This is a genomic window from Prescottella agglutinans (assembly GCF_004011865.1).
Taxonomy (GTDB): Bacteria; Actinomycetota; Actinomycetes; order Mycobacteriales; family Mycobacteriaceae; genus Prescottella; species Prescottella agglutinans.
Genome location: NZ_RKLP01000008.1, coordinates 128613 through 150560, shown reverse-complemented (window position 1 = coordinate 150560; position 21948 = coordinate 128613). Strand labels below are relative to the sequence as shown.

Genomic DNA, 21948 nt, shown 5'->3' with positions numbered 1-21948 from the left:
GCGTCAGACGCGCTCGATGATGGTGGCAACGCCCATGCCGCCGCCGATGCACAGCGTGACGAGGGCCCGCTTGGCGCCGCGGCGCTCGAGCTCGTCGACCATGGTTCCGGTGATCATGGCGCCGGTCGCGCCGAGCGGGTGGCCCATCGCGATGGCGCCACCGTTGACGTTGAGCTTCTCGTCCGGGATGTTCAGGTCCTTCTGGAACTTGAGCACGACGGACGCGAACGCCTCGTTGATCTCGAACAGATCGATGTCGTCGATCGTCAGTCCGGCCTGCGCGAGCACCTTCTTGGTGGCCGGCGTCGGACCGGTCAGCATGATCGTCGAGTCGGCACCCGAGGTCGCGGTCGCGACGATGCGGGCGCGCGGGGTCAGACCCATCGCCTTGCCGGCGTCCTCGCTGCCGACGAGCAGCAGCGCGGCGCCGTCCACGATGCCGGAGCTGTTGCCGCCGTGGTGGACGTGGGTGATCTTCTCGACCCAGTGGTACTTCTGCAGCGCGACGGCGTCGAAGCCGCCCATCTCGCCGACCGCGGCGAACGCCGGCGCGAGGCCTGCGAGGCTCTCGGCCGTGGTGCCGGGGCGCATGTGCTCGTCGTTGTCGAGGATCGTGATGCCGTTGATGTCCTTGACGGGGACGACGGACTTGGCGAAGTAGCCGCCGGCCCAGGCCTTCGCGGCCAGGTCCTGCGAGCGCACCGCGTACGCGTCGACGTCGTCGCGGGTGAACCCTTCGATGGAGGCGATCAGGTCGGCGCCGATGCCCTGCGGGACGACGTAGTTGTCGTAGTTGGTGGCCGGGTCGTTGACCCAGGGGCCGCCGTCGGAGCCCATCTTGACGCGCGACATCGACTCGACGCCGCCGGCGATGACCATCTCGTCCCAGCCCGAGCGCACCTTCTGCGCGGCCATGTTCACGGCCTCGAGGCCCGACGCGCAGAAGCGGTTGATCTGCACGCCGCCGACCGTGTCGGGCAGGCCCGCGTCGGTGGCCGCGATGCGCGCGATGTCCATGCCCTGGTCGCCGAGCGGGCTGACGACGCCGAGGATCAGGTCGGAGATGCGGTCCTCGTCGAGATCCGGGAAGCGGGTGCGCAGTTCGTCGATCAGGCCGGTGACCAACGAGATCGGCTTGACCGAGTGCAGCGAGCCGCTCTGCTTGCCCCGGCCACGCGGGGTTCGGATGGCTTCATAGATGAATGCCTCTGTGGTCACGGTATTCCTTCCTGTTCACGTCTGCATGCCGTCGCGGCAACCTGCCCATACGCGGCACACACCTCGGCTGATCCCACCTTAGAACGTGTTCCAGTTAGCGGGGAAGGACCGAAGCGATCCCGCCGCATGACCGAGGCGATCACCGGCTCCCCCGACGACCGCTGACCGAAACGTCCGATCACACCGAATGGCGGTCGGGCGCCGGCGGACGCGGCGACCGGCACGGCGTCCGGACACCGTCCGCAACCCCTCAGCTATTTGTGACACGCATCACCATTAGTACCGCCGGGTAGGTAGATGATCATTGCTACCTTGCAACCCTGCTCAACCGCGTCACGCATGGATCTCGAACGACCGCACAACCACGAATTGTATTGCCGCCGTTTCAGTACCATCCACCAACGACCGGAGAAACCCACCTTAATGGAGATCAGGAAATGGCTGGTCAAGCCAGCCGCATCTTTTGCCGTCTGCGCACTCGGACTGACCGGGATCGCCCTCGCCACCTCAACCCCGGCGAACGCCGGACTCAACGGGCCGGTCGAGATTGATCGACTGGTCACGGCGGGAAGCAACTACGAGGCGAACCTCACCGCCGAGGTCGGCTTCTGGACCCTCAGGAACATAGCCGCCGCGGGGCTCAGCGGCCCCCTCGACAACGACTACGGCCAGGAAGAGGTCGCTCCCCCCGGGGGCTGGGACAACCTCAGCGCCCCCTGGACGGGGCAGGGCCTGGTCTCCAAGACCGTCGGAAAACTCCTGATGCAGTTCACCAACATCGGGGGCAACGGTAAACCGTTCGTCGACGCTTGTTCCGCCAATGTCGTCACAAGCGCAAACAAGAGTGTCATCACGGCGGCCGGCCACTGCTTCAAGATGAGCGCCCTAATGGGGGGCAACACCGGCGACTGGGTCGCCACGAACGCCGTCTTCATCCCCGGCTTCAACGGCGCGAACCTGAAGCGCGGCCAGCCGATCGTCGACGGCGTGGTCAAGGACCCGGAACTCGACCAGCCGCCCGGAACCGACGTCGCCCCCTACGGCGTCTGGGCGGTGACACGTGCATGGATGCCCTACAACTGGTACTACAACGCCAGCTGGATTCTCGGCTCGGACGTGGCCATGGCCGTCGTCGACAATCCGTACGACAGTCGTCCGATCGCCGACGTGACCGGCGGGCAGCGCATCGGCTTCAACCAGGTCAGCAATCCCCAGACCGTCTACCAGTTCGGCTATCCCACCAACAACAGCCGTAACTGGTACGGGTACAAGAACAATGACGGCACCAAGGCCTCGAACGGCGCCGCCCCCTCGGATTGGCGCGATTACGCCGGCCGCACCATGATGTACGCCCACGGCACCAGCTTCCAGGACGACCTCACTTACGGAAACAGCATCCCGTCCGCGATGTCCCCCGGCTCCAGCGGCGGCCCCTGGTTCAAGGACTTCGACCCGGCCACCGGCACCGGCGTCCAGATCGGCGTCACCTCCCGCTTCTCCGATATGAGCGGCACCTTCGCGCCTACGGGTAGCTGGCAGATGGGTCCCGCCTTGGTCAGCCAGGGCTTCGGCCCGGCAACCCAGGAGATGTACCAGAAGGCCCAGGCAGCCTCCACCAACTGACGGTTGTCGGGCACCGATCCGCACCCGACAGGGCCGCTTCCCGCGAGGGGAGCGGCCCTGTTCGCGTCTATCCGACTCCCCGGCCACCACGGTCCGAAACGTCCGGTCACGCCGAGCCGATACCCCTCGGTGGGGAATCGACTGGGAGGATCGAACTCTATGAGCGATACGGGGAGCGAGCGCCGGCTCGGCGTGACACGACGAGGATTTCTGGGAGCGGCCGCGCTGGGCGCCGCCGGTGCGGCAAGCCTGGCGACCAACAGCCCCGCCACGGCCCGGCCCCGACGCTCGGGCGCCTCGCGCAATCTGCCCGCACCCGACTCGGTCACCGTCACCGATCCCGCCCTGCTCAGCGCGGTTGAGGCTGCGACGCTGCTGCAGTCCGGCGCCCTGCACCCGCGCGAACTGCTCGACGCCTGCCTCGAGCGCAGCGCCGGGTTCGACGGCGAGATCGGCGGCTGGATCCGGATCTACCCGGAGATGGCCTACGAGGCCGCCGACGCCGCCGCGCAGCGCCTGTCCGGGAAGGGCCGCGCCGCCGCCGGACCCGCCCCGCTGGTGTGCGGGATCCCGCTCGCGCTCAAGGACCTGTTCGCGGTGTCCGGCCTGCCGCTGACCGCGTCGAGCCGGGTCCTCGAGGGCAACATCGCGGCCGGCGACTCCACCGTGTGGCGGCGGTTGCGCGACGCGGGCATGGTGCTGCTCGGCCACGCCCACACCGACGAGTTCGCACTCGGCGTCGCCACCGAGCAGGTCGGCAACCCGTGGAACACCCGGTTCTCGCCCGGAGGCTCGTCGGGCGGCAGCGCGGCCGTCCTCGCGGCGCGCTTCGCACCGCTCGCAACCGGAACCGACACCGGCGGCTCGCTGCGTCTACCGGCCAGCGCGTGCGGAATCACGTCGATCAAGCCGACATTCGGACGCTGCAGCACGCGCGGCGTCATTCCGTTGACGTGGACCCGCGATCACGTCGGACCGATGGGGCGCAGCGTCGCCGACGCCGCCCTGCTGCTCGGCTACATGGCGGGCGCGGACCCGGAGGACCCGACCACCTCGATCGGCCCTGCGGTGCCGGACGGGGGCTACCCCCTGACCGCGAAGGGCGGACCGGCACCGCTGTCCGGCAAGCGTTTCGGCGTGGTGCGGTCGAGCGTCGACGCACTGCCCCACCCGCTCCGGGACCTGTTCGACAACTACCTCGACCTCGTCCGTCGTCTCGGCGGCACCACCGTCGACGTCGCGCTGCCGGTCGCCCGACCGAGCCTGCCGACCGGGGACATGCCGGAGATGGGCAGCTATCACAGCCAGTTCCAGGACCGACTGGGCGCCTACCGGCTCAAGTACGGTGCACTCGTCACGGGCGCCCTGGCGACGCTGGCGGTGCCGTCGATCGACTACATGACCGCCGCCCGGAACCGGCTGATCTACCAGCACGAGTACAACCGCATGTTCGCCGACGCCGACCTCGACGCGATCCTGGTGCCCGGATCGAAGGTCGACGGTTCCGAGCGGGTCGAGATCGCGGGCGTCTCGGTGTTCGAGGGCGTGACCGGGAACGTGAGTTGGGCCAACAACACCGGGGCTCCGGTGATCTGCACGCCCGCGGGACGGTCGGCGGCCACGGGCCTGCCCTTCGGCGTGCAGATCGGCGGTCGGCCGTGGGACGAGGCAGCACTCATCGAGATCGCGCTGGAACTGCAGGCCGCCCAACCGGACTGGCAGGACGGCCCGACGCTGCCGCCCGCACCGCGGGACATCCCCCGGGTTCGGGTCACCACCCCCGGCGCGGGCCCCGACCCCACCAACACCACGAACGTCGGCTTCGGCTTCACGTTCCTGCCGACGACGTCGACGGCCGCCATCTGAGCGTCACGCGCCGAGCCCGGCCTCCCGCGCCCGCACGATCGCCGCGGACCGGTCCGGCAGCCCCAGCTTGGCGAGCACGTTCGACACGTGGTTGCGAACGGTCTTGGGGCTCAGCACGAGTCGCCGCGAGATCGTCGCGTTGTCGTGCCCGCGCGCGATCAGGTCGAGCACCTCACGCTCGCGATCGGTCAGTTCCGGGAACACCGCGCTCGACGGGCGCGGCGCGGCGACCGCGGTGAGCGCCTTCGCCGCGACGGCGGCGCCGACGATCATGTCGCCGTGCGCGACGGCGCGGATCGCGCGCTCCACCTCGTCGGGGCCGGCACCCTTGACCAGATAGCCGCGGGCCCCGGCACGGATGGACGCCAGCAGGGAGTCCTCGTCCTCGTGCATGGTCACGACCAGCACCCGGACGCCGGGGTGCCGGGTGCGCAGCGCGGCCGTCGCGTCGATCCCCGAACCGTCGCCCAGCTCGAGGTCCATCAGCACCACGTCGACGTCGCCGGTCACGACCTCGAGCGCCTCGGCCGCCGAACTGGCCTGTGCGACGACGTCGAACCCGTCGAGGGTGGACAGCAGCGCGACCATCCCCAGCCGGAACACGGGATGGTCGTCGACGACGGCGACGGCGATGCGGCTCATGATGCCGCCAACGGTATCCGGGCCGTGACGACGGTGCCGGAGGGGCAACCGGATTCGATGACGACGGTGCCTCCGAGTTCGTCGGCGCGCTCGCGCATCGAACGCGTGCCGACGCCGGCGGTCTCGCCGGGGTCGAACCCCCGCCCGGCGTCGCGGACGACGACGGTCAGCACGGGCGCGCCCGCCGCGTCGGTGCCGCACGACGCCTCGATCCGACAGCCGGACGCCCCGCTGTGCCGGCGTGCGTTGGTGACGGCCTCGACCGCGATGCCGTACGCCGCGGCGCTGGTCTGCCGGCTCAGCTCGGGCGGGACGTCGGCCGCGACGTCGAGCACGAATCCGCTGCGCGCGTGTCCGGCCGCGAGTTCGTCGAACGCCGCGGCCAGCCCCAGCTCGTCGAGGACCGGCGGGAAGAGGCTTCGGGAGAGCGACCGCACCCCGTCGACCTGGTGGTCGAGCTGTTCCTGCAGCGAATCGAGCAGCGCCGACGCCGCCACCGGGTCCTCCGGGAGGAGGTTCCGAACGCCCTGCAGCCCCAGCCGTATCCCCGCGAGCGACGGCCCGAGGCCGTCGTGCAGTTCGCGGCGGATCACGCGACGCTCCTCGACGCGCACCGAGGCGAGCCGCTGCCGGGCGGCCGCGAGATCCTCGGAGGACTGCAACACGACCAGTCCGGCGGTGACCACCGAGGCCAACTCCCCCAGCGATTTCCGGGATCGGATCCCGAGCGACTCCCCCGGCGGCGCCGTCACCTCGAGCCGCCCGACCGGCGCACCCCGGTGCGCCAGATCCACGGACTCGACCGGCCCCGTCGCGGTGCCCCAGCTCGCGGCGATCGCGCCGTCGGCCCGCAGCACAGTCACCGATTCGAGCCGCAGCCCCAACCCCACCCCGGCCGCGAGCCCGTCGAGCAGTTCGGCGGGCGACTCCGCGCTCCCGAAGTGTCGACCCAGTTCCCGGACCGCGCGACCGGGTTCCGCACCGACCCCGTAGATCAGTCGATGAACCCTGCGCTGCAACCAGATTCTCGCCGGCTGCACCGCGACCGCGACGACCGCCGCCGCCACCACCTGGGCGCCGGTGGAGGCGCCCGCCGGCAACAGCCTGGCCAGGACGGTCGCGACCGCCGCGTACAACGCGATCAGCAGCGCCGTCAGGCTGCCGGCCACCACGGCCCGGCTCACGACGAGGTCCAGTCCCCACATGCGTTGCCGCAGGATCGACACGAAGATGGCCGCGAGGAAGAACGGCTGCACCACCAGGTGCATCACCGGCGTGAACATCCACAGGCCGGGCCACGCCGGCGGCATCATCAGCGGCACGAACGACAGCGCCATCAGCGCCGTCCCCAGAGCGAGCCACCCCAGCCCCACCCGTTCGTCGACAGGTCCGCGGCGCCAGCGCCGGGTCGCGTCGGCCGCGGCGGCGAGCCCGACGATCACCACCGGCGCGAGCAACGGCACCGGGGGCACGTCAGTGAACGTCCGGGCCCAGAAGTACCACGCGGTGACCGCGATTCCGGCCCCCACGCCGACCCGCGCGACGGCGTCGAGCCGATGGTCCCGGACGAGCCACGGGATGACCAGGAACAGCGCCAGCGTGCCCGGGATCCACGCGGTGTTCTGCAGCGGCGACAACACGTCCACCCACGGCAGCCCGGGCCGGACCGTCGCCCACTGCGACCAGCTGTAGCCGAAGGCGGCGAGCGCGATCCCGATTGCCGCCGCCCCCAGGATGATCGGCACCGGGTGGACGCGGCGAGCCAGCACGACCCCCGCCACCGTGCCGTACACCGCGCCGCCGACCACGTCGACCAGGAAGAACAGTTGATTCGAGTCGATCGACGGCGCCGCGGCGAAGAACACGACGAGGGCGAGGACCACGATCGTCCAACAGGTCACCGCCACCACCGCCGCGGCGATCGGAGCACCCCCCGTGTCCCGCTCTGCCATGTCCCCTCCGCCGCTCGGTCCGTTGCTCGAGCAGTATGAACCGCTACAGGCGAACCCGGTCACCGAACGCGAATCCAGCCGCAGCGATCAGCACCCACACGGGCCCGGTGAACCCCGCCATGTACTGCACCGGGGAGACCCCGAACAGGGCCGTCAGCCCGCCGAGGACCACCGAGACCCAGCCGATCCAGCGCGGACCGGCGCCGTGCCGCAGTAGCGCCGACGCCACCGCGAGCCCACTGACGCCGACACCCGCCCACAGCCACGGGATGGTGCCCATCCAGTGCGCGCCCACCACCGCGTACTCGGGGACGAGTTCGTCGAGGTGGCCGAGCCCGAACAGCAACTCGGTGGTGAATCCGGTACCGAGCAGGCAGGCCGCGCTGGTCAGGACCATGCCACCGGCCGCCACCGCCGGCAGCAGCGTCCCCTCGGGCAGGCGGTCGGCGAGCCGGCGGGCCAAGCCGGCGGCGAAGACCAGCATCAGCAGGCAGGCGATCATCAGGGATGTGTGCATGACGACGATCGCCGTCCGCTGGTCGGACAGTCGGTGCGCGATCGCGACCGCGTCGCCGGCGACGTTCTCGGTGTACGCCGCATCGATCATGCCGCTCGCCTGGATGCCGACGACACCGGCGACTCCGGCGACGACACCGCAGTACGCCCACACCCGGGAACGACGCTCCGACGCCACCGGCGCCGTCTCGTTCGGGGACACCTCGACTGCACTCACGGGCACTCCTTCGGTCGCGGCTGCGCCGGCCGGGCGGCGGGCGTCCACCGGAACGCGTTGACCGCGTTCACCGCTCAGGCTGGCCCGCCCGGTGTCCCGACCGACAGGGACCGGCGTCCCGACCGTTCGGGACGTGACACGGCCCGGGTAGGGCCCCGCCCCTTTGCGCCCGGTCCCGAACGGCGGTGGAATTACAGGTGACAGCACTAGCCGAGCGCGGGTCGAGGTGGCCGATGCTGAAATGGTCGATACCGATCGGCCGGGTGTTCGGAATCCGGCTGTACCTGCATTGGTCGCTGCTGGTGACGCTCGGTCTGGTCACCGCAGTGCTGGCCACGTCGGCCCTCCCCGCCCAGTACGCGGGTCGGTCGCCGGCGGAGTACTGGACCTTCGGAGCACTGGCCGCGGCGGTGTTCGTGCTGTCGCTGACCGCGCACGAGATGGCACACTCGGTGGTGGCCGTCCACGACGGCGTGCCGGTCCGGCGGATCACCCTGTGGCTGCTCGGCGGCGTGTCGGAACTGCAGGGCGAGCCCGCGGATCCGCGTACCGAACTCAGGATCACCCTCGCCGGCCCGCTCACCAGCCTCGTCATCGGCGTCGGCTCGCTGCTCCTCGTCATCGCCCTCCCCGATGCCACCGACCCGGTGCTGACCGCGGCCCTGTCCTGGCTCGGACTCGCGAACGTGGTTCTGGCCGTGTTCAATCTGCTGCCCGGTGCGCCGCTCGACGGCGGCCGCGTGCTGCACGCCGTACTGTGGCGACGCCGAGGCGACCGCCTGTCCGCGGCAGCGGGCGCCGCCCGATGCGGCCGCGTCCTGGGGCTGATCCTGATCGGTCTCGGCGGGGTCCAGACGGTGTTCGCGCAGAGCCTCGGCGGACTGTGGTGGATACTGCTCGGCGGGTTCCTGCGCAGCGCCGCCGACGTCGAACTGATGACCGCCACGGCGCGACACCGGTTGGGAGACCTGCAGATCCGGCAGATCATGACACCGTCACCGGTCGTCGTCCACGCCGACGACGACCTCGGCACGGTCGCGACCGGCGTCCTGCCACGACTGCGCCACCGCTCGTTCCCTGTGGTCGACGACGGCTACCGACCCGTCGGAGTGCTCGCACTTCGCGACCTCACCCGGACGGGCGGACGGGTGGGGCCGGTCGCCGGCCTCGCCCGCGCGCTACCCGACACCGCTCTCGTCCACCCCGACGCCCGGGTCGAGACGGTGATCTCGACCGCCGTGCTCCGTCCGGGACTGGACCTGCTCGCGGTCGTCGACGCGGGCGGGCACCTGATCGGCATCGCCACGGCGACCGATCTCCGGCGGGTGTGCGAGCGCGCGGCCCGGGGGCTCCCACTCGGGCGGCCACCGGACCATCGCGAGTGAGCGGGGGTCGCCCGGACTACCGGTAGCCGAGTTCCGCGGCGGTCTGCCGCGCGGCGTCGGTGACCGGCACCGCGTAGGCGGCCGTGCCGTACGCGCAGATCTCGGACCAGTTGCCGCCGAGGTCCGACGTCTCGAATCGCATTGCGACAATGACGTTTCCGCCACGCTGGGCGGCCTCGTTGATCAGCCGCCCCATCGCCTCGTTGCGACTCTCGGTGAGGTTCTTGGTCATCCCCTGGAGTTCGCCGCCGACAAGCGACTTGAGACCGGCCCCGATCTGCGATCCGATGTTCCTGGACCGGACGGTCAGTCCGAAGACCTCACCGATCACGCGCTGGATCTCCCACCCGGGAATGTCGTTCGTTGTCACAACAAGCATGAGAGCGAGCCTATTTCAGTGTGCACGTGTTTGTCGCATCGCTTGCACCACCCGCGCCCCGGCAGCGCCGATATCCGGAGAACGCAGCCGTCATCCGGATCGCGCACCCGAACGATTGCGTACCGGACGGACTCTGGTGCAAGCCACCGAGGCGAGGGTTCAATCACTTCGTACACCCTGCGGACGCAGATGCGGGGTGAGGAGGTAGCGAAGGCATGTCCACCTCGTCGGACACGGACCGGGAGCAGACCCGGGGTCACCCCGCACCCCACCGACTGGGGGCGCAGACGTATCCCTCCGTTCCGCCCGTTCCGACGCGCCTGATTCTCCTGTCCCCCAACCCACTCCACCGAAGGGAACCACTGTGTTCTTCCCAGTCCGCTTCCGCTGGACCACACCACCAGCGCCCACCACTACGGCGCCGACAAGCAGACCGCTCGTCCTGGAGGGCCGCATCGAGGACTGCGCCGGTCGGGCCCTGCCGGGCGCGACCGTGATCGTCCGGCACAGCGACGGAACCGGGACCGTCCGGGCCGGCACGCGCCTCGCCGCCACCGGCACCGCGGACCGCGACGGCCGGTTCGCCGTCACGACCGTGCAGCCCGCGCCCTATCGGATCCCGCGAGGCGGCCCGACCGGCTGGTTCATCGCGCACGAAGGCTGGCATCCGTGGCGACCCGCGCACCTGCACGTGATCGTCCGCGCACCCGGCATGTATTCACTGAGCACCCGGCTGTACTTCCGCCGCGACGACTGGATCCGGCACGGTGCGCCCACCCGGTCGATCCTGGACCCACGTCCGGGGGCCGACGGCACCGACCGGGCCGAGTACCACTTCACGCTCGAGGCGGCGACTCAACCGACGTCGACGTACTCCGCGTACCCCACACCAGCGATCGCGTCGCCCCCGAACGTCCCCGCGTAGCGGAAGCTGCCGACGAACCCGGCCCCGAGGCCGTAGGCCCAGTCGCCCGCCGCCTCGCACTCGAGGAACAACACCTCGCTACCCGCCCCGTCGACGAGCCTCCATCGGTACCGATCCGGGACGGCCATCGTCCGACCGTCCGGGGTCCGCAGTCGCTGATCCGCACAGCGATCCACCGTGAGCGTGCAGCCCGTCGTGTAGCCGCGACTGCCGCCGTCGACCGTCCGGACGTACGCGGTGCGGATCACCGGGATCCCGAACGGGCCACTCACGTGGGTGAGCAGCACCTGGGTGCGGTCGTCGACGTTGACGATCTGATAGGTGAAGACGCGAGCCGGCACCTTGGCCCGGGTTGCGAGCGACGGCGGGAGCAGACTGTGCGGTCCAGCGCCACAGGCGTATTCGAGCGCGCACAGTCCCGAGACCCGAGCGTCGCCGACGACACCGTCGTACTCACACAGCAGACTCCAGTGCCGGTAGAGCCCCGGGATGTCGAAGAAGCGGGTGATGGTGCCGGTGGCCCGCAGACTCAACTCGACGCCCACCTCGGGGTGGTGCCGCGCGACGGTGAACGTCGGGTACCGGCCGTCGATCGCGATGTCGTCGCCGAACCGCAGCCGTGAACCGTCCACCGCGAAGTCGCAGTCGCGAGCGGTGCGGTAGTGCAGGAACTGGCCGTGCGTCATTGCGGCCGTGGACGACACCACCGTCGTGGTGTCCCGCGGGGTGGTCGCGACGACGTGATTGTTCGCGAACACCGTGACCTCGGGTGTGCCGACGATCGCCATGATCCCGAAATAGCGATGCGGTTCGGGAAGATTCGGCACCATCACCCCGTAGTGCGCCCAGTTGAACCACCGCCCGGTGGGCGGTCGCATCGACGGCGGCGCCGACAGCGGCCGCTCCGGACCGGACCCGACGCGGTTGACGACGCCGACGACCCGCTCGGCGAGCGACCGCGCCGTCATCTAGCCGTCGATCTTGCGCGCGCCCAGGACCTCGACGAGCAGTTCGTTCGCGATGTCCTCGGGGTCGCGCCGGTCCGCCTGATCGACGGGCACGGCGGCCTCCGCCATCATCTCCTCCTCGTCCTCCCGGGTGGTGGGCGGCGGCGGAGCGTCGTCGTAGTAGTCGGCGGGCGGCGGGCCCGGATCGTCCGGGTAGTCGGGGGCCTCGGGCGGCGGGATGTCGTCGAGTTCCGACGACGACGGGCGCGGCGCGGCCTGCGGGGGCGGCGCCGCGGCGGCACGACCCTGACTCGGGCGGGAGAAGCGAGGCGCGGCAGGCGCTTTCGCCTGCGGCTGCGGAGCACGCGCCGGTGCGGCGGACGGCGCCGCGGCACCGTGCTCGCACGTGACCTCCCAGTCGCCGCCGAACACGTCGTGCAGGGCCGCCCGGATGACGTCGCTGTTGCGGGGCTCGACCAGTCGCTTCGCGAGCGGTGCGGAGTCGTGGCCGAGCACCACACGCGGGCCGTCGACGGACCGTACTGTCGCACCCGACAGCATGACCTCGACCGTGCGGCTGCGCTCGCGCACCTTCGCACGCACCTCCGACCACACGGCACGAATCGCGGCCGCGTCGGGGCGGGACGACGGATTCTGCTGCACCGGAGTGGGTTCCGGCTCCACCTGTGAAACAGGCTCGGGCTCAGGGGCCGGTGGCGGCGGGACCGGCACGGGCTGCGGTGCGCGCTCGACCGGTCGCGGCGTCGGCTCGGGCGCGGGCGCGGGCCGGGGCGCCTCGACGGGGCGGGGCGTCTCGGCCGGGGGTGCGGGCACCGGTTCGGGCACTCGTGGCGCCTCCGCCTGCGGGCCGGGGGCCGGTTCGGGCGCTCGCAGCGCCTCCGCCTGCGGAGCGGGGGCCGGTTCCGGCGCCGGCGCGGCCGCAGGTTCCGGTCGCGGCGCGTCCTGCGCCGGCGCGGCCGCACGACGCTGCGACGGGCGCTGGTAGACCGGGCCCGACGTCGCCGACTCGGCGGCGGCAGGCCCGGGGGCCGGCTGGGCGGGCGCGGTCGGCGCGGCGGCCGACGACGCCGCGGGAATCACGACGCCCTGTTCGATCCGCTCGAGCCGTTGCAGGACAGCCGATTCCGCGTCCGATGCGGACGGCAGCAGCATCCGGGCGCACATCACCTCGAGCAGCAGGCGCGGCGCCGTCGCACCACGCATCTCGCCGAGACCGGCGTGCACCAGATCGGCGTAGCGGGCCAGGGTGGCGGGGCCGATCCGATCGGCCTCCTCGCGCATCCGGTCGAGCACGTCACCCGGGGCGTCGACGAGGCCACGCTCGGCGGCGTCGGGCACGGCCCGCATGAGGATCAGGTCGCGCAACCGCTCGAGCAGGTCGACGGCGAAGCGGCGCGGGTCGTGACCGGCGTCCATCACCTTGTCGACGGTGCCGAACAGTCCGGCGCCGTCGTTCGCGGCGAGCGCATCGACGGCCTCGTCGATGAGGGCAACGTCGGTGACACCGAGCAGCGCCAGCGCCCGCGCGTACGTGACGCCCTCCTCCCCGGCACCGGCGAGGAGCTGGTCGAGCACGCTCAGCGAGTCACGCGGCGAGCCGCCGCCGGCCCGGATGACCAGCGGGTACACCGCGTCCTCGACGGGCACGTGCTCCTGCGCGCAGATCTTCTCGAGCAGCCCGCGCATGGTCGACGGCGCCAGCAGCCGGAACGGGTAGTGGTGCGTACGGGACCGGATGGTCGGCAGCACCTTCTCCGGCTCGGTGGTCGCGAAGATGAAGATCAGATGCTCCGGCGGCTCCTCGACGATCTTGAGGAGCGCGTTGAAGCCGGCCGTGGTGACCATGTGCGCCTCGTCGACGATGAACACCCGGTACCGCGACTCGGCGGGCGCGTAGAACGCGCGGTCGCGCAGCTCGCGGGTGTCCTCCACGCCGCCGTGGCTGGCGGCGTCGAGCTCGATGACGTCGAGGTTGCCGGTGCCGCCCGGCCCTAGCGCGATGCACGACGAGCACTCGCCGCACGGCCTCGACGTGGGTCCCTGCACGCAGTTGAGCGAGCGCGCCAGGATGCGGGCCGACGACGTCTTGCCACAGCCGCGCGGACCCGAGAACAGGTAGGCGTGGTTGATGCGTCCGGCGTCGAGTGCGGTGCTCAGGGGCTCGGTGACGTGCTCCTGACCCACCACCTCCGCGAACGAAGCTGGTCGATATTTCCGGTACAGGGCCACGGCGAAAGACTACCGGCGACCGGCGACAGTTCGTCGCAGGAGTGACACCCCCCTCGAATTCCGCTCGGCGAGTGTCGAGAGATTTCCGAAACACAGACGCAACACGCTCGCCCCGCCCCCGAAACTGCGGGACGCGATCGTCGTTTCTCGCGTGCGGTGACACCCCGCCGGTGAGGAGAAGTTCACATGCTCGAGACGATCGATCCCGCGACGACCGCCTGGCTGCTGATCAGTACCGCGCTGGTCCTGCTGATGACGCCCGGTCTCGCCCTGTTCTACGGCGGCATGGTCCGCTCCAAGGGCGTGCTCAACATGATCATGATGAGTTTCATCTCGATTGCCCTGGTCACGGTGGTGTGGCTGTTCGTCGGCTACAGCCTGGCCTTCGGCGACGACGTGGGCGGCGGACTGATTGGCGGGCTCGAGCACTTCGGCATGGCCGGCATCACCCCGGACACCGCGCGGTCCGGCGTGCCCGAGTTCCTGTTCGCGACCTTCCAGCTGACCTTCGCGATCCTCACCGCCGCGCTGATCAGCGGCGCGATCGCCGACCGCGCCAAGTTCTCGTCGTGGATGATCTTCGTCCCGGTGTGGGCGCTGCTGGTGTACGTGCCGGTCGCGCACTGGGTGTGGGGACCGGACGGCTGGATCTCGAAGCTGGGTGTGCTCGACTACGCGGGCGGCCTGGTCGTCGAGATCGTCTCCGGGGCGTCGGCCCTGGCCCTGGCACTCGTCCTCGGTCCGCGCATCGGGTTCCGCAACGAGCCGATGCGCCCACACAACCTGCCGATGGTCCTGCTCGGTGTCGGCCTGCTGTGGTTCGGCTGGTTCGGGTTCAACGCCGGTTCGGCGATGGCCGCCGACGGCACCGCCGCCGCGGTGTTCCTCAACACCCTCGTCGCCGGCTGCACCGGCCTGCTGGGCTGGCTGTTCGTCGAGCAGAAGCGGGACGGCCACCCCACCACGTTCGGCGCCGCGTCGGGTGTCGTCGCCGGCCTGGTCGCGATCACCCCGTCGTGCGGGTGGGTCGGCATGGTCGGTGCCGCGATCGTCGGTGTCGTCGCCGGCGCCGTCTGCTCGTTCGCGGTGGGCTGGAAGTTCCGCTTCGGCTACGACGACGCCCTCGACGTCGTGGGCGTCCACCTGGTCGGCGGCGTCGTCGGCACCGTCCTCATCGGTCTGCTCGCCTCGGAGGTCATGACGGGCGGCGTCGAAGGCCTGTTCTACGGCGGCGGGTTCGCGCAACTCGGCAAGCAGGTCCTCGCGGTCGTCGTTGTCGGCCTCTACGCGTTCGGTGTCACGTACGGCCTGGGCAAGCTGATCGACCGGTTCGTCGGGTTCCGCGTGACCGCCGAACAGGAGACGTCGGGCATCGACCTCGCGCTGCACGCCGAATCGGCCTACGAGCACGCGGTACTCGCCCATGGCGCACCCACGGGACCGTTCGCGCGGGAACACGAGCGGACGCGGCCGCGCCCGGAACCGGAGTCCGACGCGGTCTGACGGTAGCTCGCCCAGGTTTGCCGCCCGGATCCTCGTGGTGGGTGTCATGATCCGGCAATTCCGCTGCCACCTTGCGCCGATGGCCACATCAGCGCATACGAAGCTGTTGTGCACCAATTACTTCTGACGGCGAGCAACCGGGGCTGAGGTCACGCACGGAAGGCACCGGGAAGCGTCGGCAGGTCCGCGAGGTTCCCGGCCTTCACCGGGGAGACACGGAAGACGGAAGTTCGTAGCCGACTGCCGATTCCTCGGGCGAGCCGTACAGTGTGGGAAGGCGCCCGGAGACTTACTCTCCCCACCGACCTATTCATGCCCCGGACAGCGGACTGGGTGATCGAGCACACGAGTCGGCCGCAGGGCATACCCGGGTCGGTGGTACGGGCCATCGACATCCCACAGAGAGCTGCACCCCGGTCGACCGGGAGTCCGCTCCCTGCGGCACCGCCGGACACAAAGGACACGCCGTGAACAGCACACATGATTCGGTCAACGGACAACTCTTCTACGCCCCACGGGCCGAAGGCGACGGCGGCAGTAACCGCACCGCCGACGAAGCGCTCACCACCCCCGCCCCCACTAGCTCTCGGCCGGCGCCGCGAACTAGCGAGGAGATACATCGCGCCCTCTTCAGCGCCCGATAGCCTTCTGCGGCAACACTTGTGGCGCTCCACACCGCCTTGGCCCGCGCGGGCCGAAAGACCGGTTTCGGGACTTCCCGCCGAATCTGTGGTTGACTGTGTTTGGTCGTAGTTTTTGTTCGCGTTTTGCCGCGCTCGCAAATTCTTTGTTGCGGGCGGTCGGATCTCCTCTTCGGAAATCTTCTCGTCGTGCGATACCGGCTTGACCCTGCCCAATTTTCGGCAGAGTTGTAGAGCATGAGAAGAGGAAATACACATGGCAGAAGGCACCGTGAAGTGGTTCAACTCCGAGAAGGGGTTCGGCTTCATCGCACCTTCGGACGGTTCCGCTGACGTCTTCGCGCACTACTCGGAGATCCAGAGCGGCGGATTCCGCAACCTCGAAGAGAACCAGCACGTGCGGTTCGAGATCGGCCAGGGCGCCAAGGGCCCCCAGGCGACCGGTATCACCGTCATCTGATCCACCCCCGCTTTCCCCCTCGCGGGAATGTGAGGCCACGTCGGGCCCCGCCCCTCCTATGCAAGGGGGCGGGGCCCGACGTATTTGCCGCTATCAGAAAATCGCCAGCCGCGCAGACTGATCCGAGACCATCGTGCAGTGGGTCAGCCCCGAGTAGGGGCGTTGACGCCGGGGCCGACGGACGTTCGGGGTCGTCACTTCGACTCGGTCCACCGTCGCGTCGCCGAACCCTTTGAATCGAAGCGTCGTTCAGGGGTGAACGACGCCGTGCAGGTTCTCCACGGCCCGCGCCACGACAGTCAGTTCCGCCCGCGCGGACTTCATCGCGGCGAAATGACTGAGCGGGACCGCTCGCACCCCGACATCGCCGACCCGTCGCCGCCGATCAGGTCAGGCCGCCCACTCCCTCCCCTCTTCCATGCGCTGTCGATCCGCGTACACGCGGCGCCAGAACGCTGCGTCGAGGGTGAGGGACATGGATTCCATTCTGCCAGCGAGCGGTTCACTAGAGCGCAGCGGCGGCCCAAGACATCCACAGCCCACACTCCGCCCGTACTCCGCCGGCGGACGCACCGCCGACGCAACCGCCTCGATTGCACCCTGCAGATTCGTGCGCGTGACGACTGCCACCAAAATTCTGCAGTGGCGACTGTAGACAATCGAAAGTGACCGCTGTATTGTTTCTCTCGTCGATACAGAAGGATCCGAGAAGGCAGGTAGAGGACGAACTACCTGTATGAAGGAAAGAACTGGTGAGTAGGGCGGGACGCGTCGAGGAGGTGTGTTGATGTGTCCAGGAAGAACTCGATGCGTCCCGCCATCTACCGGGCAGCACGATCCGCCCGGTAAAGAAGTGCAGGGAACAGGGAGTGCAGTACTTGCGGCGCCGGTCGGTTGGGTGCCGCGCCCGGGGCGGTAGCGAGATCGCTGCCCTGGAACGTCGAAAGAAGATCCCCAACTGGGAGGTGGTGCACGGTTAGCTGTTACACGATCGCGTCCCGTCCGCCGAGGCGGGGAACAGGTAAGGATGCCGACCTGATGGCCGGCACAGGTAAGTGAATCCCCTCGGGCCCCGGCGCCGCACAAGCGCCGGGGCCCCCGTCCGTGCATACGAAAGGCGACACGCACATTCCGCCGAAGCCAGATAGCAGCAGCCCGAACATCAGCGGCCCGGGAGACCGGTTCGACGACGAGGACTACCCGGCGTACAGCATGGGACGTGCCGCCGAACTCCTCGGCGTCACGCAAGCCTTCCTCCGGAGCCTCGACACCGCGAACCTGGTCACCCCGATGCGATCCGAGGGCGGTCACCGCCGCTACTCCCGGTACCAGCTCCGCATCGCCGCCCGCGCCCGCGAACTGATAGACCAGGGCACCGCGCTCGATGCCGCCTGCCGCATCATCATTCTCGAAGACCAACTCGCCGAAGCCCAACGCATCAATACCGAACTCCGTGAGATACAGCGGCAAGCGAGCGAGACGATCGATCGTGACAGCACCGCCGACTGAGCGCTCCCGACGGCACACGACGGACACACCGCAGGCCTCCCAGCCACGTACCTACATCGTCACGATCCCCGAAGCGTCACTCGGGAGCAGCGAACGACGCTACCGTGGTGTGTGTCGCCGTTCAGGAAGTAGAGGTGCGTCGTGGCACCGTTCCCAGCTCTCACCCACATCGCGGTCACGGTGTCCGACATGGCCGTCAGCACCGAGTGGTACACCCGCCTGTTCGGGTTGCCACCGGTGCTCGACGAGGACGAGGAATCCGGCGCCTTCCATCACGCCGTGTTCGTACTCGGCGGCGGGACGATGTTCGGCCTGCACACCCACACCGGCGAGCGCCCGGACACGGAGTTCGACGAACGACGCATCGGGCTCGATCACGTCGCATTCGCCTGCACCACCGGGGAACTCGCATTCTGGCGGGACCGTCTCGACGAGCTCGGCATCGCGCACGACGGCATCAAGACCGCCGCCTACGGTTCCGGGCTGTCGTTCCGCGACCCGGACAACATCGCGCTCGAGTTCTTCGCACCGCCCGGCTGAACCTGGCTGCTCCCGAATCGCGATGATCGGACTCGGGTGTCAGCCGATCTGCTCGAACAGGGACACGATGATCCCGTCGGGCCCACGCACGTAGGCCATGCGCACACTGTTCTCGTATTCGCCGATGCCGCCGACGAGCCCGTACCCGTCCGCCGCGACCGCGTCGACGGCCGCCTGGAGATCGCCGACCTCGAAGGACACGTTGCGCAACCCGAGCTCGTTGGCCATCGCCGTCGGCGATCCGGGCACGTGGTCGGGCGTGACGAAGGCCGAGAGTTCCAGCCTGGACCCGCCGCCGGGCGGCCGCAGCATCACGATGTTGCAGTGCGCGCCGGGAATGCCGCACACGGTCTCCACGAACTCGCCCTCGACGGACCCGGTGCCCTCCACCTCGAGACCGAGTCCGACGAAGAACGCCGTCGCCGCGTCGAGGTCCGCGACGGTGATGCCGACGTGGTCGAAACGTTGCACGTGAGCCATGGAGACCATCCATCCTGCGATGCCGTCTTGCGGATTCGGTGCGGGGACGGAGCCGACGCTACCGGCCGGTGCCCTCGATGAGGGCGATGTTCTCGGCGATCTCCGTTGCGTCGGGGAACATTTCGAGGCGCTCCCGCGCGTAGTCCAGGGGGCTGAGCTTCGTCGTTCCCGTGGTGACCGAGATCTGCCGGGCCGGGGCCCGGGTGAAGTCGACGCCGCGCGCCAGCAGGAGGCGCAGGAGCGGCTTCCGCCCGTCGCCGGTGGCCGTCCAGTGATACACGCTCTTGCCGAGTCCCTTGGCCGTCGTGAACATCTCGTCGAGATCGGCGCCCCTGTCGAGCAGCAGGGTGACGGCGTCGACCGCGTTGTGCCAGAGGGCCGCGCGCAGGGCCTCGACGAGGAATGCCCCGTCGATCCCGTGTCCGAGGAGCCAGTCGATGGCGTCGCCGTTGTCGATGCCGGCCGCGTCGCCGAGCAGGTTCTGCTTGTCGAGAGCGGTCGCGTTCACGTCGACGCCGAGCGACAGCAGGCGTTCCGCGAAGTCGCGATCCCATGAATGCAGGATCAGCAGGCTTAGCGCGCCGCGATTCTGCAGCCCCTTCCGGGTCGGCGACGAGCCCCGCTCGAGCAGGCAGCGGGCCATGTCGAGCTCGCCCGCCTCGATGCAGGCCAGCATCGGGTTGTTGCGGACGAAGTTGCCCGCCTCCAGATCTGCACCGGCAGCGATCAGCAGATCAACGGCAGCGGTGTTGCCGCAGAGCGCGGCCGCGTGCAGCGGTGTCCCGTGCTCCTGCGTGGACTTCTTCAGCTGGGCGGGAGTCGCGCCCACGATGCGTTCCCGCACCAGATCGGTGTCGTTCGCGACACACGCGTACAGCAGCGACCCGTCGTCGTTCATGCAGGCATCGCTACTTCCCCTTCGCCGCCTTCGCCGCGGCCTTGGCGGCCTGCTTGAACTCGCGCACCTCGAGAAGCGTCTGCCGGTCGACGACGTCGGCGATCGAGCGGCGGGAGCCGTCGTCGCCGTACGACCCGGCGGCCTCCCGCCAGCCCGTCGGCTGCACGCCGATCTGCTTGCCCAGCAGCGCCAGGAAGATCCGTGCCTTCTGGTCGCCGTAGCCGGGCAGCGCCTTGAGGCGCTTCAGCACCTCCTTGCCGTCCGGGTCGCCGGACGTCCAGATCGCGGCGGTGTCACCGTCGTAGTGCTCGACGATGTACGCGCACAGCGACTGGATCCGCTCCCCCATCGACTTCGGGAACCGGTGCACCGCCGGCGGCTGCGCGCACACCGCGATGAAGTCGTCCGGGCTCATCTCCGCGATCTTGTGGACGTCGAGGCCGCCGAGGCGGTCGTCGAGCTTCTTCGGGCCGGCGAACGCGGTCTCCATCGGCACCTGCTGGTCGAGGAGCATGCCGATCAGCAGCGCGAGCGGGTCCGACGCCAGCAGGGCGTCCGCTTCCGGGTCACCGACGAGGTTCAGCGTGAGTGCCATGCCCCGATCCTGCCACCCGACCGGACGCCGCAGGCACCATCCGCCGCTACCGACGCGGCGGGCGCCGCCAGGCGATCACGACGACGATGACACCCGCGGTGATCGCGACCGTGGCCGCGAGGGCCTCGAGCCAGTGCCCGAACAGCGTCGGCTGGTCCACCGCGGGGACGGCCGCGAGCGCGGCGAACACCGCGACCACCGCGATCACACCGGCCGCGACCGACCACGCCTGCGCGATCCGGGAATGCCGGTTCCCGCGGCGCTCGGCACTGCGCAGCAGTGCCCGCTCGATCACCCGGGTCGCCTCCCCCAGTTCGGCGTCGAGCGCCGTCATCTCCGCCGACAGCCGCCGCACCATCACCGTGCGCAACTGCGCGGGCGACATCCGGGGCAGCGACTCACCGTCGTGCCGAGCCTCGGTGACCAGCAGGACCCGTTCCATGCGCCGCGCCTGCACGGCGGCGACGTCGTCGAGCGCGGCCAGCAGGCGGGCGTCCTTCAATGCGTCGTGATCGCGCAGGTGGTCGAGCACCAAGCGGTAGTCCGCGGCGTGCCGCGACCGGACCGCAACCCACGGCACGAGGGCACGGATCATCTCGCTCACACCGAACACGTCGTGGTCGTGGTCCGCGGCGGTGGCGTCGAGATCGAACAGGATCGCCCCGGCGTCCTCCCGGACGGCGATCGCTGCACCGGCCCGGGCCGGCCGATCGACCAGCGCGATGCGCTCCCAACTCCACCCCGCGGCGTCCGTTCCGCCGCCGTCCATCCGCTGCCGGACGCGATCACCACCGTCGCTGCTCACCTCGACGACCAGTGCGGCCGAGGCGCGTTCGTGTCCGGTACCGGCGACCAGTTCGGACAGGCGGACGTTCGGCAGCGTGGGATCGAGGTCCGGAAAGACCTCGTGCAGACGTGCGTCCGCGGTGAGCCCGAACGGCGCGAGCAACCGGTCGACCGTCCCGTCGACGCCGCTCCCACACCAGTCGGCCAGGCCCTCCACCGGATCGGCGGTCCACGCCTCGCACGCGAGCACAGCCCCGTGGCCCGGCACCGCCCACAGCGACAGACAGTGTGCAGGAGGTCCGACATGGATTGGCGCCGAGCACGTTCCGAGTACCAGCTCGCCGCTCGTGCACTCGATGCACTCCCGCACCGCGACCAGATGCACCGGCAGCGACGCGCTCACCGGGTGGGCGTTCGACGCCGGCAGGAACGGCGCGGAACCCGGACGCGGGCTCGGCTCGGATTCCTGGCCCCAGTCGCCGGGCCTGCCCGGGATGTTCAGAGCCAGCAGGAAGACGTCGAGGCTGCCTGCTCGACGCGTCGACGACGCCGGCACTCGATGCCCGTCGACAGTGGCCGGGGTGGCCATGACACTCACCACTTTCGAACCCGCCGC

19 protein-coding genes are annotated in these 21948 nt (G+C 70.0%); 8 read left to right on the top strand and 11 right to left on the bottom strand.

Annotated elements, in window-relative coordinates:
* Nucleotides 1-3: 3 nt before the first annotated feature.
* Nucleotides 4-1218 (bottom strand): acetyl-CoA C-acetyltransferase, encoded by a 1215-nt coding sequence (locus EGT67_RS16310; RefSeq protein WP_127917130.1) that lies wholly within the window; start codon nucleotides 1216-1218, stop codon nucleotides 4-6.
* A 339-nt stretch (nucleotides 1219-1557) separates the two neighbouring features.
* Between EGT67_RS16310 and EGT67_RS16305 the strand changes: the two genes are divergently transcribed.
* Nucleotides 1558-2841 carry a trypsin-like serine peptidase gene (locus tag EGT67_RS16305; protein WP_127917129.1) on the top strand — a complete coding sequence of 428 codons (1284 nt, stop codon included), beginning with the start codon at nucleotides 1558-1560 and terminating at the stop codon, nucleotides 2839-2841.
* Nucleotides 2842-3000: 159 nt separating this feature from the next.
* On the top strand, nucleotides 3001-4707 hold the full coding sequence (locus tag EGT67_RS16300; RefSeq protein WP_127917128.1) for an amidase: 1707 nt from the start codon (nucleotides 3001-3003) through the stop codon (nucleotides 4705-4707).
* 3 nt (nucleotides 4708-4710) lie between these two features.
* Here the strand turns inward: EGT67_RS16300 and EGT67_RS16295 are convergent, their stop codons facing one another.
* From EGT67_RS16295 to EGT67_RS16285, 3 genes are read right to left on the bottom strand one after another with little or no spacing between them, the layout of a single operon-like run.
* The gene (locus tag EGT67_RS16295; RefSeq protein WP_127917127.1) at nucleotides 4711-5349 is read right to left on the bottom strand and encodes a response regulator transcription factor; all 639 of its coding nucleotides are present in this window, start codon (nucleotides 5347-5349) and stop codon (nucleotides 4711-4713) included.
* The gene (locus EGT67_RS16290; protein ID WP_127917126.1) at nucleotides 5346-7301 is read right to left on the bottom strand and encodes a sensor histidine kinase; all 1956 of its coding nucleotides are present in this window, start codon (nucleotides 7299-7301) and stop codon (nucleotides 5346-5348) included. The genes EGT67_RS16295 and EGT67_RS16290 overlap by 4 nt, the downstream gene beginning before the upstream one ends.
* A 43-nt stretch (nucleotides 7302-7344) precedes the next feature.
* Entirely contained in the window at nucleotides 7345-8034 is a 690-nt protein-coding gene (locus tag EGT67_RS16285; protein ID WP_127917125.1) for a hypothetical protein, read from the bottom strand.
* A gap of 233 nt (nucleotides 8035-8267) precedes the next feature.
* On the opposite strand from EGT67_RS16285, the gene EGT67_RS16280 reads away from it, so the two are divergent.
* Entirely contained in the window at nucleotides 8268-9419 is a 1152-nt protein-coding gene (locus EGT67_RS16280) for a site-2 protease family protein (protein ID WP_127917124.1), read from the top strand.
* Between the two features lie 16 nt (nucleotides 9420-9435).
* On the opposite strand, the gene EGT67_RS16275 is transcribed toward EGT67_RS16280, so the two are convergent.
* Nucleotides 9436-9798, bottom strand: a complete 363-nt coding sequence (locus EGT67_RS16275; RefSeq protein ID WP_127917123.1) for a YbjQ family protein — start codon at nucleotides 9796-9798, stop codon at nucleotides 9436-9438.
* A 364-nt stretch (nucleotides 9799-10162) separates the two neighbouring features.
* On the opposite strand from EGT67_RS16275, the gene EGT67_RS16270 reads away from it, so the two are divergent.
* Nucleotides 10163-10723: a dioxygenase family protein gene (locus EGT67_RS16270; protein WP_127917122.1), complete on the top strand. Its 561-nt coding sequence runs from the start codon at nucleotides 10163-10165 to the stop codon at nucleotides 10721-10723.
* Here the strand turns inward: EGT67_RS16270 and EGT67_RS16265 are convergent.
* Both EGT67_RS16265 and EGT67_RS16260 read right to left on the bottom strand, forming a co-directional pair.
* On the bottom strand, nucleotides 10654-11691 hold the full coding sequence (locus tag EGT67_RS16265; RefSeq protein WP_127917121.1) for a DUF6670 family protein: 1038 nt from the start codon (nucleotides 11689-11691) through the stop codon (nucleotides 10654-10656). The two genes, EGT67_RS16270 and EGT67_RS16265, sit on opposite strands and share 70 nt — an antisense overlap.
* Nucleotides 11692-13920 (bottom strand): DNA polymerase III subunit gamma and tau, encoded by a 2229-nt coding sequence (locus EGT67_RS16260; RefSeq protein WP_127917120.1) that lies wholly within the window; start codon nucleotides 13918-13920, stop codon nucleotides 11692-11694.
* 186 nt (nucleotides 13921-14106) lie between these two features.
* On the opposite strand from EGT67_RS16260, the gene EGT67_RS16255 reads away from it, so the two are divergent.
* From EGT67_RS16255 to EGT67_RS16240, 4 genes are all read left to right on the top strand, one after another.
* Complete coding sequence (locus EGT67_RS16255; RefSeq protein WP_127917119.1) at nucleotides 14107-15423, top strand: ammonium transporter; 1317 nt, start codon at nucleotides 14107-14109, stop codon at nucleotides 15421-15423.
* 897 nt (nucleotides 15424-16320) lie between these two features.
* Entirely contained in the window at nucleotides 16321-16524 is a 204-nt protein-coding gene (locus EGT67_RS16250; RefSeq protein ID WP_127917118.1) for a cold-shock protein, read from the top strand.
* Between the two features lie 1212 nt (nucleotides 16525-17736).
* Nucleotides 17737-18033, top strand: coding sequence for a MerR family transcriptional regulator (locus EGT67_RS16245; protein WP_206612415.1), 297 nt, complete (start codon nucleotides 17737-17739; stop codon nucleotides 18031-18033).
* Between the two features lie 141 nt (nucleotides 18034-18174).
* Nucleotides 18175-18573, top strand: a complete 399-nt coding sequence (locus EGT67_RS16240; RefSeq protein WP_127917116.1) for a VOC family protein — start codon at nucleotides 18175-18177, stop codon at nucleotides 18571-18573.
* A gap of 39 nt (nucleotides 18574-18612) precedes the next feature.
* On the opposite strand, the gene EGT67_RS16235 is transcribed toward EGT67_RS16240, so the two are convergent.
* From EGT67_RS16235 to EGT67_RS16220, 4 genes are read right to left on the bottom strand one after another with little or no spacing between them, the layout of a single operon-like run.
* A complete protein-coding gene (locus EGT67_RS16235; protein ID WP_127917115.1) occupies nucleotides 18613-19053 on the bottom strand; it encodes a VOC family protein in 441 nt (146 codons plus the stop codon).
* A 58-nt stretch (nucleotides 19054-19111) separates the two neighbouring features.
* Nucleotides 19112-19951, bottom strand: a complete 840-nt coding sequence (locus EGT67_RS16230; protein ID WP_127917114.1) for an ankyrin repeat domain-containing protein — start codon at nucleotides 19949-19951, stop codon at nucleotides 19112-19114.
* A gap of 10 nt (nucleotides 19952-19961) precedes the next feature.
* Complete coding sequence (locus tag EGT67_RS16225) at nucleotides 19962-20546, bottom strand: HhH-GPD-type base excision DNA repair protein (protein ID WP_127917113.1); 585 nt, start codon at nucleotides 20544-20546, stop codon at nucleotides 19962-19964.
* 46 nt (nucleotides 20547-20592) lie between these two features.
* On the bottom strand, nucleotides 20593-21921 hold the full coding sequence (locus tag EGT67_RS16220; RefSeq protein WP_127917112.1) for a hypothetical protein: 1329 nt from the start codon (nucleotides 21919-21921) through the stop codon (nucleotides 20593-20595).
* Between the last annotated feature and the right edge of the window lie 27 nt (nucleotides 21922-21948).